10 protein-coding genes are annotated in these 12,900 nt (G+C 56.9%); 1 reads left to right on the plus strand and 9 read right to left on the minus strand.

All coding sequences use genetic code 11. From position 1 onward, the window contains the following. Positions 1-156: 156 nt before the first annotated feature. The 6 genes from HM1_RS02785 to HM1_RS02810 form a co-directional block, all read right to left on the minus strand. On the minus strand, positions 157-819 hold the full coding sequence (locus HM1_RS02785; protein WP_012281756.1) for an amino acid ABC transporter permease: 663 nt from the start codon (positions 817-819) through the stop codon (positions 157-159). 15 nt (positions 820-834) lie between these two features. Continuing rightward, entirely contained in the window at positions 835-1,488 is a 654-nt protein-coding gene (locus HM1_RS02790) for an amino acid ABC transporter permease (RefSeq protein ID WP_012281757.1), read from the minus strand. Between the two features lie 93 nt (positions 1,489-1,581). Beyond that, positions 1,582-3,009, minus strand: a complete 1,428-nt coding sequence (gene ltrA / locus HM1_RS02795) for a group II intron reverse transcriptase/maturase (protein ID WP_012281204.1) — start codon at positions 3,007-3,009, stop codon at positions 1,582-1,584. 433 nt (positions 3,010-3,442) lie between these two features. Continuing rightward, the gene (locus tag HM1_RS02800) at positions 3,443-4,291 is read right to left on the minus strand and encodes an ABC transporter substrate-binding protein (RefSeq protein ID WP_012281758.1); all 849 of its coding nucleotides are present in this window, start codon (positions 4,289-4,291) and stop codon (positions 3,443-3,445) included. A 111-nt stretch (positions 4,292-4,402) separates the two neighbouring features. Then, positions 4,403-5,137, minus strand: a complete 735-nt coding sequence (locus tag HM1_RS02805) for an amino acid ABC transporter ATP-binding protein (RefSeq protein WP_041313177.1) — start codon at positions 5,135-5,137, stop codon at positions 4,403-4,405. Between the two features lie 58 nt (positions 5,138-5,195). Further along, positions 5,196-6,305: an HD-GYP domain-containing protein gene (locus HM1_RS02810; protein WP_012281760.1), complete on the minus strand. Its 1,110-nt coding sequence runs from the start codon at positions 6,303-6,305 to the stop codon at positions 5,196-5,198. 430 nt (positions 6,306-6,735) lie between these two features. Here HM1_RS02810 and HM1_RS02815 point away from each other — a divergent pair, with 430 nt between their 5' ends. Beyond that, positions 6,736-7,176, plus strand: coding sequence for a CBS domain-containing protein (locus HM1_RS02815; protein ID WP_012281761.1), 441 nt, complete (start codon positions 6,736-6,738; stop codon positions 7,174-7,176). Positions 7,177-7,376: 200 nt separating this feature from the next. Here the strand turns inward: HM1_RS02815 and yhbH are convergent, their stop codons facing one another. The 3 genes from yhbH to HM1_RS02830 all read right to left on the minus strand — a co-directional run bounded on the left by yhbH (position 7,377) and on the right by HM1_RS02830 (position 12,659). Next, a complete protein-coding gene (yhbH, locus tag HM1_RS02820; protein ID WP_012281762.1) occupies positions 7,377-8,516 on the minus strand; it encodes a sporulation protein YhbH in 1,140 nt (379 codons plus the stop codon). Positions 8,517-8,528: 12 nt separating this feature from the next. Further along, complete coding sequence (locus HM1_RS02825; RefSeq protein WP_012281763.1) at positions 8,529-10,424, minus strand: PrkA family serine protein kinase; 1,896 nt, start codon at positions 10,422-10,424, stop codon at positions 8,529-8,531. A 183-nt stretch (positions 10,425-10,607) separates the two neighbouring features. Next, entirely contained in the window at positions 10,608-12,659 is a 2,052-nt protein-coding gene (locus HM1_RS02830) for a methyl-accepting chemotaxis protein (RefSeq protein WP_041313181.1), read from the minus strand. Positions 12,660-12,900: the final 241 nt, after the last annotated feature.

The raw sequence follows: 12,900 nt of genomic DNA on the forward strand, positions 1-12,900 counted from the left end.
TATCCTTTCTATTTTCTCTATTTTCACAGGAGATGATCCGATTTTATTCAGATAGGAAAAAGGTCAGGGCAGAGGCAGCGCAGGGAAACAGAAAGGCCCCCTGTCCATCTTCCGGACAAGAGAGCCTGCTACGCTCTATTCATCGGTCGCCGCCTTTCAGCCTATCGCCATCCGTTTTTCCATATACATACCGAGGCGGGAGAGAGTGAAGTTGACGACGAAATAGATGCAGGCGACGAAGAAAAAGACCTGAACAGGGTTGTTGTGCTCGATGAAGATCAGCTTGCCATGTTCCGTCAGCTCCGTCAGCCCGATGATCGAGGCGTAGGAGGTGTCCTTCGTCAGGGTGATGAACTGACTGATCAGGGGCGGGATCATCTTGCGGAGCGCCTGGGGCAGGATGATATACACCATCGTCTCCAGGTAGGTAAACCCCTGAGCGCGAGCTGCTTCCCACTGCCCCTTCGGCACCGACTGGATGCCGCCGCGGATGATCTCGGCGACCAGGGCCGACGTAAAGATGGTGAAAGCCACGACAGCCGCCCAGAATTTCGGCAGGCCCAGGCCGATTTTGGGCAAAGCAAAATAAGTGAAAAAGATCAGCAGGATCAGCGGCAGGTTGCGCAAAGACTCTACATACAAGAAGGCCGGGTAGCGCAAAAAGGGATACCGGGAGATGCGCAGAGCGCAGATGACGATGCCGAAAAAGAAGCTGAGGGCGATGCTGATCAAGGCCAGCTCGATGGTCCATTGCAGGCCGGTCATGAGGAATTTCACATTTTTCGGTTCAAACAACACGGTCCATTTCGACCAATCCAAGGCTCCCTCTCCTTCCTAGGAACTGCGGCGCAACCGCTGTTCGAGCAGATTGGCGACGGTGCTGAGCGGCACCGTGATGACCAGATAGAGCAGCGCGGCGAAGATAAAGACCTCGAAGATGATGAAGGTCTCGCTGGCGATGCGATAGGTCTCGTACATCAGGTCGGCCACGACGATGGTGCTCAAGATGGCCGAGTTTTTGACCATGTTGACCACCTGGTTCGTCAAGGGCGGGAGGATGATCTTCACCGCCTGGGGCAGGACGACATAGCCCATCGCCTGCAAATAGTTCATCCCGGACGAGCGGGCCGCTTCCATCTGCCCTTTCGGCACCGCCTGGATGCCGGCCCGGAAGACTTCGCCGATATAGGCGCCTGTATACATGGCCAATCCGATGGTGCCGCAGGCGAAGCCGGACAGCTTGATCCCCATCGCCGGCGTTCCGAAGTAGATAAAAAACACCTGGATGAGCAACGGGGTGTTTTGAAAAAACTCCACATAGGCGACGCCGAAGGCGTTGAGGACTTTGAAGCCGGAAACGCGCAGGATGGCGATGGCGACGCCGATGACCATGGACAGCAGCAAGGAATAGAGGGTCACTTCGATGGTCACCTTCAGACCGGAGAAAAACTGTGGCCCATAAGCTAGCAGGTCATTCCACTGTTCCATGCAGGCGTACCCTCCTTTCACAAATCGAGTAGGAGGGGGTGATTAACCCCCGTCCTCTCACACCACCGTACGTACCGTTCGGTATACGGCGGTTCATGCTGGTTGACGATGAGATTGGTATGTTTCGACTAAACTGACTAAGCCCTGTTCCCGCCAGTAGGCGAGGCCAAGGGCTTTATTCATTTGCGGGGTCAAGGACAGACGCCAATATCCTTTTCGTGAGCCGCTGATGTTGCATGCCCATTCCTCCGGGATCCCCAACGCCACTAAGTTTCGTCTTCGTGTCTTCGGGCGCTTCCATTGCTTGAGCAGGCACATCCGCAGTCGTCGGCGAAGCCACTCATCCAACTCTTTAAGTACGCTTGGCGTGTCAATGAGTCGAAAGTAGCCCATCCAGCCTTTCAGGTATTGGTTGAGGGTGACCAGTCGGTCCTCCATCGCAATGCTTCGGTTCCGCCCAGTGAACTGGCGGATCTTCTCTTTCACCCGTTTCACCGTTTGGGGGGCGAGCCGAATCTTTGCTGCCTTATGCCACGTAAATGAAAACCCCAGAAACTTTCGGTTCCAGGGTCGGTCGACTGCGCTTTTCTCCCAGTTGACCTGCAGTTTTAACCGCCCCTCCAGAAACTTTGCCATACCCTCCATCACTCGTTGCCCTGCCCGTCGACTGCGGACGTAGACGTTACAGTCGTCGGCGTACCGGCAGAAGCGATGTCCCCGGCTTTCCAGTGCCTTATCCAAATCATCCAGGATGATGTTCGCCAGCAAAGGGCTGAGTGGACCTCCCTGGGGTGTTCCTTCCTCGCTCTTCACACGAATCCCGTTGAGCATGACCCCGGCCTTGAGGTATTCTCGGATCAACTTCAAGATTCGTTTGTCCTTCACCTTGCGCGCTACGCGCGCCATGAGAATGTCGTGATTGACGCGATCAAAGAACTGGGCCAGGTCCATGTCAACCACCCATCGGTAGCCGTCGGCGATGTATTCCTTCGCTTTCTTCACCGCTTGGTGCGCACTCTTTCCCGGACGAAATCCGTAGCTGTTCGTGGAAAAGTCAGGGTCGAAGATCGGCATCAGGATCTGGTTCAGGGCCTGTTGGATCAGTCGATCGACGACAGTGGGAATGCCCAGCTTCCGTGTTCCGCCTTGGGGTTTGGGAATTTCAACCCGCCGGACCGGTTGCGGTCGATAGGTCCCCTCCAACAATTCCTGTTTAATGCGCGACCATTCCTCTTTTAGGTACGGGCGCAGGGATTCTAGCCCCATACCGTCGATTCCGGCCGCGCCTTTGTTGGCCATGACTCGCTTATACGCTTCCGTCATGTTCCCTCGTTCGACGACTTTCTCCATCAGATCATACGTCTCTTCGCGGGGTTGCTTCGCTTCTTGTGCCGGTAACGCGCTCGGCACTCCACCGGTCCCCTGCGGATTCACCGCTTCCTCCCGTTGGCAGTTCCCTTTCGGGATATTCGGCTGTCTCTGCGCGTCACGCGAACGCATCGTCGCTTCCCCTTCCATCATGTTCGGTCCTTCATCTGGCCGGACGTCGGGCCAGCCTACTATGACCTCTGCTGACTCCTGCCGGTTCAGCCACGCCTTTCGGCGTGGTTTCCCAAGTTACTTGGTCCCCCGGCAGGCCTCCCCGGGTAAGAACGTTGCCTTTCCCTCCATCTACCCGCCCCATTTACTCTCGGCAGCCTTCGGTGACAAGGACTTCGCTTTGTTCGGCAAGCTCATCCAACTGCCGCTAGCCTCACCTGGGGTTCGTGGTCCTCGGGCCGGAGGTTTGCCGCTGGCTTCCTTCAGATTCCGCCTCGCGGCGGACACCCTTGCCTTAAGCTAACGCCTACTGCCACCTTCGGCGTTCGGGACTTCCACCCTAGAGACAACGCCCATGCCGGGCGCACCAAAGAGGGGAGTGAAGCACGCTCCACTCCCCGCAAGCTCAGACTCCTTACTTGGGCGGATCCTCTTTGAACCACTTCTTATAGAGCTCGTCGTACTTGCCGTTGGCTTTCAACTCTTTGAGGAAGTCGTTGACATAGTTGACCCACTCGGGATGGCCCTTCTGGAAGCCGAAGCCATAAGGCTCCTCAGTGAAGAGGCCGCCGACCAGTTCAAAGTTGGGATCTTCGTTCGCAAAGCCCATCAGGATGGAGTTGTCCGTCGTCATGGCGTCGGAACGTCCCAGTTTCAAGGCCTGGAAGGCTTCCGTGTAGGTGGCGTACTCGTCCACTTTGGCGTCAGGCGCTTTTTCCCGTATGTTCTTGGCGCTCGTGGAGCCGCGGACAGTCGAGACGGTCTTGCCTTTCAGGTCGGTCACGCTCTTGATGGGGCTGCCCTTTTTCACCAGCAGCGACTGCCCCGCCTTGAAGTAGACATCGGAGAAGTCGATCTGCTTTTTCCGTTCTTCGGTGATTGTCGTCGTGCCGGCGACAATGTCGATCTGGCCGTTTTGCAGCATGGGAATCCGTGTCTGCGATTCTACCTTCTCCAGTTTCACCTTGCTCTCGTCACCGAAGAGCTTCTTGGCCAGTTCTTTCATGATGTCGACTTCAAAGCCCTCAGGCTTGTCCGCGCCGGATTTCAACTGTCCGAAGAGGGGCACGTCGTTTTTGACGCCGGCGATCAGGTAACCGCGGTTCTTGATGGTCTGGATGTAGTCTCCGGAGGTTTGGGTCTGGTTCTCGGCAGCTTTCTTCTCCCCGCCGGTCGGAGCGCTGCCGCCGCAGCCAACTGCCAACGTGCCCAGGAGTGCCGCCGTGCAGCAAAGGGCGATTCCTTTGGTCCACTTCTTGAACATGGACATCCTCCTCATATAAAGTTTTTTTATGCTTCCGGCTGCCCCTTGGGGCAGGCCGAAATCAGCGAGATCGGTGTAGGTGCAGGTAAAGCGGCAAGAGAGGACAAGAGCTTAGCGCGCCGATGTGAGGATCTTGCTCAGGAACAGCTTGGTCCGGTCCTCGCGGGGGTTGATGAAGAAGTGTTCCGGCGTCCCCTCTTCGACGATGGCGCCGTTGTCCATGAAGATGACCCGGTCAGCCACCTCGCGGGCAAAGCCCATCTCGTGGGTGACGACGACCATGGTCATGCCTTCCTTGGCCAGGGTCTTCATGACATCCAAGACCTCGTTGATCATCTCCGGGTCGAGGGCGGAGGTGGGCTCGTCAAAGAGCATGATCTTCGGTTTCATAGCCAGGCCCCGGGCGATGGCCACCCGCTGTTGCTGACCGCCGGAGAGTTGCGAGGGGTAGGCCTGGGCTTTTTCCGGTATGCCCACCTTATTCAAATAGAACATGGCCGTCTTCTCGGCTTCCTCTTTGGCGACCTTGCGCACCTTGATCGGCGCCAGGGTGATGTTCTCCAGGACCGTCTTGTGCGGGTAGAGGTTGAAGTGCTGAAAGACCATACCGATCTCCTGGCGCAGGAGATTGATGTTGGTCTTGGGATCGTCGATGCGAAAGCCGTCCACCGTCAGGCGCCCTTCGGTTACTGTCTCCAGCTTGTTGATGCAGCGGAGCAGTGTGCTTTTACCGGAGCCGCTGGGACCGATGACGACGACAACTTCCCCTTCGCGGATGTGCAAATCGATATCGCGAAGCACGTGCAGCTTCCCGAACCACTTGTTCACCTTTTCAAAGCGTATCAGTCCAATCGCCTCCCGTTTGCGAAAAAATCCACATATGCTCTAATTATAACATTATCTTTTAGATCTTGCCGTACAAAACTTGCTGAATAAATATGTCAGTTTTTTCCTTGAGGTGAACCAGGTAGGGGCTGACCAGCTTGCGCCCATCAGCCGTCTCCGTCACCAGCACCGTCGGCTGGAGGGGCGATTCTTCGTAGAACTGGACCACATAGCCCTCCTCGCCGGTGGAGAGGCGCACCCGCGTGTTCAGCATCAAGTCGCGCAACCGATCGATAAAGACAAAGACGATGTGCTTGTCGAGATGATCCCGGGCGTGAGAACTGATGATGCTGACGGCGTTGATGTGATCGAGCCGCACCCGGTAGGACCGGTTTGTCGTCAAGGCCGAGTACACGTCGGCGACGGCGACGATGCGGGCGAAGAGGTGGATATGGGCATAGCGCAGGCCGTTGGGGTAGCCTTTGCCGTTGCACCACTCCTGATGCTGGAGGATGCAGGCCATCTGCTCTTCCGGCAGGCGGATGCCGCTCTCCTGAAAGACCTTCATCCCCGCTTCGGGATGGGTCCGGATCAAGGCGAACTCTTCGTCGGTCAACTTGCCTCGCTTGTTCAGGATCGCGTCGGGGATATAGATCTTGCCGATGTCATGGAGGATGGCACCGATGGCCAGACTCTCCAACTCGGTTTTTGAGAGGCCCAGGCTCATGCCGATCATCGTGCTCAGCAAACACACGTCGACGGAGTGATGGAACGTGTAGTCGTCCGAATCCCACAGCCGCGACAGACGCAACCCGATTTTCTCATCGCGGGCGATGGTGGAAACGATGTCCGAGGTGGTGCTGCGGATGGCGCCTTCGTTGAACCCGTGCCCCTCGCGCATGTCGAGAAAGACATCGCGCACCGTCTCGATGGACTGTTGAAAGAGGATCTGCTCCTGTCCCACTTTCTTCAGCGATTCGTACTGCATCTCCACAGTGCTGACGGTTTTAGGCTTCTGGCCGGTCAGAATGCCGATCTCTTCCCACTTGAGGATCTGTCGGTAGATGCCATCAGTGAGCACGGTCCCCTTGGGGATCAACAGCCTGCCGTCTACCGTGAAAACGTCGGCGGCCAGTACATCCCCGATGGCATATTGTTCTGAGACTTTTCCCGTTCGAGCCGAATACACTCACGCCCGCCCCCATTTCTCCGATATTCCGGCCAGAGGTTCGCCAACCGCGCAGGCGGCGTCAACGCCTCCCGGACGAGAATGTTAGATGACACACCAAAGATGTTAGATGACACACCAAAATCGTATTTTGATGTCCAGTTTCTTCCGTAATCAAGCTGACCTTTACGTTCGACGGCGCCGCCTCCTTTTCCTCCGAACAAAAAACAAATCATTCACATAAAAACACTAGAAATCACAAGGGAAGCCCGTGATAAAGAATACTTTCGCCGGAATCAAAGGTTTTACAAAAAGGGCGCAACAGTGTATGATTTCTTCATCAGAAAGGTACCCATGCTAGACTAGGAAATAGTCTTAATTTTCACAACTCCATGGCCCAAACCCGTCCGCTACCCACGTAAGCGTCGCTGGAGAAAGGAAGAAGCCGGACGTGAACATCGCATTTTTTCTTATTCCCAAGAAGGATGTGATCCATCTTCCCATCAACGCCACCATGCGGCAGGCGGCAGAAAAGATGGAATACCATCGCTACACCGCCGTCCCTCTCATCGACAGCCAGGGGAGGTATGTGGGCACCCTCACCGAGGGCGATCTCCTCTGGAAATGGAAGAATACGCCGGGCCTAAGCTTCGACAACATGCACAAGGTCTCTCTCAACGATGTGCCGCGGCGGATGAACATCAAGCCGGTGCACATCTACGCTGAGATGGAGGAACTGATCACGCTGGCCAGTGAACAGAACTTTGTCCCCGTCCTTGATGACCGCGGCGTCTTCATCGGCATCGTCCGTCGCCGAGAGATCATCGAATACTGCGCCGGCCTGCTGCAAGCGGGACGACCGGCTGTCCGGGTCGCCGCCAACCAGGGCTGACCTGGCTTCGAAAATGAAGCTCTTCCATACCAAGAATAGAAAAAAACACACCCGCGCCGTGCGAGAGAGGCTGCGGGTGTTGCTTTTTCAGAGGGCGCGCCATGAAATAGGGGTAATAAGGAAAATACCCCCTTGATGCTAGCAAAGGTCAGTTCGCCAACCTCTGAGGGTGCTTCCCATTAAGAATATGAGCTTCCCGCCTACATCTCTACCGGCTTAAAAAAGGTCTTCAAGGCCCCGTACACCTCGCTCTTGTCGCGGATCGTCACTGTCGAAAACTTCAAGCTCTGGATCTTCCGGAAGGCGTTCATCAAGGTACTGGAAAAGTGAGACCGGACGATTTCGCCGTAACCGAACTGGTTGCACTTGCCCAACAAGTCGTTGACCAGGCGGACGCACTGTTCGTTGTCGGTGGACAGGTTGTCGCCGTCAGAGAAGTGGAAGGCGTAGATGTTGTAGTCCTGGGGCGGGAAGCGCTTGTCGATGATCTCGTTGGCCAGTTGGTAGGCCGAGGAGCAGCGCGTGCCGCCCGATTCGCCTTTGGTGAAGAACTCCTCCTCAGTGACCTCCTTCGCCTCTGTGTGGTGGGCGACGAAGACGATCTGCACGGCGTGGTACTTGCTGCGCAAAAAGCGGGTCATCCAGAAGAAGAAGGTGCGGGCGATGTACTTTTCAAAGTTGCCCATCGAGCCCGATGTGTCCATCATGGCCAGCACGACGGCGTTGGAGTGGCGCTCGTGGTGGATCTCCCAGGTCTTGTAGCGAAGGTCTTCCGGCAGGACAGGGAAAAAGCCGGGGGTCCCCTTCAGGGCGTTGCGCTTGAAGGCCTCGATCAGGGTGCGCTTGCGGTCGATGTTGCCCTGGAGCCCTTTTTTGCGGATATCGTTGAAGCGATAAGACTCGGTCTCCAATTCGGGGGCGGCCTTCTCCTCCATGTTGGGGAGGTGTAAGTCGGCAAAGAGGATGTCTTCCAGTTCGTCGATATCGACTTCGGCCTCAAAGTAGTCCAGGCCCGGCTCGGAACCGGCGCCGCCGTTGCCCTGCCCGGGCGCCGGCTGCAGCTCCCGACCGAGGACGTCGCCCACCTTGCTGTCGCCGTTGCCCTGGCCGATGTGCTTCTGCTTGTTGTAGTCGTAGCGGATGCGGTACTCCTCCAAAGAGCGGATGGGCACCTTCACCGTCTTTTGGCCGTTATTGAGGATCAGCGCTTCCTCGCTGATGATCTGGGGGAGGTTTTTCTTGATCGCCTCGCGCACCTTTTCCTGGTGCCGGGTCTGGTCGATGAAGCCCTTGCGGTGGAGCGACCAGTCCTCGCGGCTGATCGAGAAATCGCCGGCCATTCCAACCACCTCCTAGCGGTTGAGGAGGGAGCCGGTGTAGCGCAGCAGCTCGTTGGCGCAGACGTGGCAGTAACCGTGATCCTCGATCAGGCGGGCCGTCACCTCGTTCATGCGCTTCAATTGCTCGGCATTGGGCGTGCGGCTGGAGGTGGTGATCTTGACGACATCCTTCAGGTCGGCGAAGAGTTTCTTCTCGATGGCCTCTTTGAGCCGCTCATGGGAGGTGTAGTCGAAGCTCTTGCCCTTGCGGGCGTAAGTGGAGAGGCGGATGAGGATCTCTTCACGGAAGGCCTTTTTGGCGTTTTCGCTGATGCCGATCTGCTCCTCAATGGAGCGCATCAGCTTCTCATCGGGATCCATCTCCTCGTCGGTGATGGGATCCTGGAGCTTCGTGCCGTTGCAGTAAGATTCCACGTTATCGAGGTAGTTGTTGAGCATAGTCCGGGCCGACTCTTCGTAGGCGTAGACGAAGGCCTTCTGGACCTCTTTTTTGGCGATATCGTCAAATTCTTTGCGCGCGATGGCGATGTAGTTGAGCAGGCGGTCCCGCTCCTCCTTGGAGATGGAGGGGTGCTGGTCAAGGCCGTCTTTGATGGCGCGCAACACGTCGAGGGCGTTGATGCAGACCGTGTCTTTGCGGATGAGGGCCGACGAGAGGCGGTTGATGACGTAGCGCGGGTCGGCGCCGCTCATGCCCTCGTCAAGGGCTTCGTTTTGCAGCTCGACAAGGTCTTTTTGTTTAAAGCCCTCCACGTCCTCGCCGTCATAAAGGCGCATCTTCTTCACAAGGTCCATGCCCTGTTTTTTCGATTCCTTCAGCCGAGACAGGACCGAGAACATGGCCGCGGCCCGCAGGGCATGGGGCGCGATATGGATGTGGCGCAGGTCGGACTGGGAGATCAGTTTTTCATAGATGCGGACCTCGTCGCTGACCTTCAGGTTGTAGGGCACCCGGACGACGATCATCCGCGAGATGAGGGCCTCGTTTTTCTTGTTCGAGACAAAGGCCTTGTATTCGCTCTCGTTCGTATGGGCGCAGATCAGCTCGTCGGCGGAGATGAGAGCGAAGCGGCCGGCTTTAAAGTTGCCCTCCTGGGAGAGAGAAAGCAGGTTCCAGAGGAATTTTTCGTCCGCTTTTAACATCTCCTGGAACTCCATCATGCCGCGGTTGGCCTTGTTCAGCTCCCCGTCAAAGCGGTAGGCCCGGGGATCCGATTCGGAGCCGTACTCGGAGATGGTGGAGAAGTCGATAGAACCGGTCAGGTCGGCAATGTCTTGGCTCTTCGGGTCAGAGGGGCTGAAGGTGCCGACGCCGACGCGATTTTCTTCGGAGAAGAAGATCCGTTCAACAGGCACATCCTCGATGCGGCCCTTCCACTCCGTTTCGAGGCGCATGCGGCAGTGCGGGCAGAGGCTGCCTTCGATGTAGACATTGTACTCCCGCTGAAAATCCTCGCGCAGTTCTTTGGGGATCAGGTGGAGGGGCTCTTCATGCATGGGACATCCCTTGATCGCGTAGAGAGCGCCCAGCTCGGTGCGGCTGAACCGCTCCAGGCCACGCTTGAGCATCATGACGATGGTCGATTTGCCGCCTGAGACGGGACCCATGAGCAGGAGGATCCGCTTGCGGACCTCGGTGCGGCGGGCGGCGGAATGAAAGTACTCCTCGACAAGCGTCTCCAGCGTTTTGTCCATTCCGAACAGCTCGTGAGAGAAAAACTTGTAGCGCCTGATGCCGTTGATCTCCTCCACTCCCTCGGAGACGATCATATTGTAGATCCGGGAGTGGGCCAGTTGGGTGATGAAGGGACGCTCCTTCACCAAATGGAGATAATCCCGGAAAGTACCTTCCCAGGCTAACTCTCTCTCGCGCTGCCGGTAGTTTTCCAATTTATCGAGAAATTCCAAATCGCTCCCCCCTGTTCTTATCCGAAGGCATGGCCAATTTCTTCCTGTATGCCGCGCCCTTTGCCTCTCGACCCGTTCGGTACGTCATTGCCGGATGGTTACTTCTACCTTATGCGGGGGAGAGGGGAACAAACACAGGGGTTGTCTCAAAACAGAGTACATGTCAGCCCTGACAAGGGCGCTTTATCGGTCGAGGCGAAACTGTTTCGCTTTTTCTCGCAGCGCTTGAGAGGACTGGCTGAGATGGCCGCTGCGTTCGGCCATTTCCTCGGCCACAGCCGCCTGCTCCTGCGTAGAGGCGGCCAGCTGTTGCGAAAGGGCGGAAAATTCGCCGGCCACCCCTTCGATCACCTCGGCCGATGCATTCATCGCTTTCACAGAGGCGGCGATCATCTTGACAGCCTCCTGCATCTGACGAACGCTGCCCTCTGTACGCATGGCCGAACCGATGACCTGCTCCAACGCGGCGGCCCCTTGTCGGATCAGGCCTACCTGCTCACCGATCGATGTCACTTGGGCGTTCATCATATCGACCATGCCCGAGGTCTCCTGCTGCATCTTGCTGACAAGGCTCGTGATTTGAGCCGCTGCCCGGGCTGATTCCTCGGCCAGCTTGCGCACCTCATCGGCGACGATGTGAAAGCCGCGCCCATGCTCGCCGGCTCGCGCCGCTTCAATGGCAGCGTTCAAGGCGAGCAGGTTCGTCTGCTCGGCGATACCGGTGATGGAGGTGGTGATCGCCCCGATCTCCTCGGAAAGCCCGTTGAGCCGGCGAATCGCCGCCGTGCTGGCGTCGACAGACTGACTGACGCCCTGGAGGTGCTGAGATGCTTTTTCAATGGTGTCGTGGCACCGGGTTGCCGCCGCCGTCGATTGACGGGCGTCCTGGGCCAGGGCGTGCGACGCCGCCTCGCCCTCATGGACGTGCAATTCGCTCACTTGCACATGGTCGCGAAAACGAGCGACCTCTGCCACCTGCTTGCCGGCGCCTTCTGCCAACCCTCCGACGGCTTCGGCGATCTGTGTCGCCGCCTCACCCACCTGGTTGGCTGATTCGGCCAGGTGAGCGGACGATTCATCTAATTGTTTCGACTCTGCCAGCACCTGGCTGACGATGCCGCGCAGGTTGACGGTCATCGTGGCAAAAGACTGGGCCAACTGGCCAAACTCGTCTTGAGATACAACCTCCTTTTCCGTCACTGACAAGTCACCCTGGGCGACGCGCTCCGCCTGTTCTTTCAGATGCCGCAGCGGACGGGCCACGCGGCGCTCGATCAGCAGAACCATCAGTAGGGCAAAGAGGGCGACAGCCAGCAGAAAAATGGATAGGTTCGTCCAGAGCAGCCTTTTCGCCGGCGCAGCTACCTCCGCTTCCGGAATGGCGGCCACAAGCTTCATCCCCGTGTTGCCGATCGGCACAAAAAGGGCATGCTGGGCCACCCCGTTCATCGTCAGATGAGCCAGCCCGACTTCTTTGGCTTCCACGATCTGTCTGCCAAACTGCTGCATCTGGGGATCCTGCTCATCGAGGATCTTCGTTCTCAGGTTCTTGCTCTCATCGGGGTGGGCCAGGTAAAAACCTTGTCGGGTTACGATAAAGGCTCGGCCTTCCTGGCCGACGCGGATCTGCCGCACCCTGTCGGTCAGTTCCTTCAAGCCAATGTCGACTGTCGACACCCCGATCCGCTTCCCTGCCAGAGAGATGGGATGGCTGGCGGTGAGCATGGGAACACCTGTGACCGTATCCACATAGGGCTCGCTCCAGACGACGCCGCCGGGACTGGTCAAGCCGTTTTTATACCAGTCGTATTGAAAATAGTCGTACTCGGCGTTGCTGTATTCCCAGGTCAGTTTGATCTCATCGCCCGCCTTATAAAGGTAAGGACCGCAGTAGTTGCCTTTCTCCGGATAGACGCCCGGTTCCAGCCAAAATCCGGCGCCAACACTCATGGGCAGGCTCTTTAGGTGTTCCCGCGTCATGCGCAACAGGTCCTCACTATGTTGCGGCCCTAATGCGCCCACATCGTTGGCGATGGTTTGGCTCATGGTGCCGGTGATGGCGATCTGCGACTCCAACCGGGCCGCCTCCATCTCCGCCTGCAAACGCATGCGTGACAGGGCCGACGCATCGACGTTATCCTTGGTGTACAAGAAACTGACAACAGTTTGAACGGCAAAAATCGCCACGGTAAGCAGGAGGGTAAACCCCACTAGCAATGCCTTGATGCTTTTCATCGCCACTCGCCCTTTCCTTTCGTTAACGCTGTTGTGAGCGCTTTTGTGAATGCTATTGCAATTACGACATCGGGCATGAAATTTCCTTTTTTCAATCGAAGGACGCAGAAAAGCTTAAAAATTCGATAGCGCATTTAATATGTATTTTAATTTATTCAACTTGTTATTTGGAAAAATAAAGCTTTCACGAGATCGGTTCACAGGCGATGAGCAAAAGGGCTTTTCATAAACAAAACCGCAA

The sequence above is a fragment of the Heliomicrobium modesticaldum Ice1 genome, assembly GCF_000019165.1.
Classification (GTDB): Bacteria; Bacillota; Desulfitobacteriia; order Heliobacteriales; family Heliobacteriaceae; genus Heliomicrobium; species Heliomicrobium modesticaldum.

What these genes read in the sequence shown, in the direction of transcription:
- HM1_RS02790 (WP_012281757.1), bottom strand. Translation starts at nt 1,488, where the DNA reads ATGGAACAGTGGAATGACCTGCTAGCTTATGGGCCACAGTTTTTCTCC.
- ltrA (WP_012281204.1), bottom strand. Translation starts at nt 3,009, where the DNA reads ATGATGGAAGGGGAAGCGACGATGCGTTCGCGTGACGCGCAGAGACAG.
- HM1_RS02800 (WP_012281758.1), bottom strand. Translation starts at nt 4,291, where the DNA reads ATGTTCAAGAAGTGGACCAAAGGAATCGCCCTTTGCTGCACGGCGGCA.
- yhbH (WP_012281762.1), bottom strand. Translation starts at nt 8,516, where the DNA reads ATGGCCGGCGATTTCTCGATCAGCCGCGAGGACTGGTCGCTCCACCGC.
- HM1_RS02830 (WP_041313181.1), bottom strand. Translation starts at nt 12,659, where the DNA reads ATGAAAAGCATCAAGGCATTGCTAGTGGGGTTTACCCTCCTGCTTACC.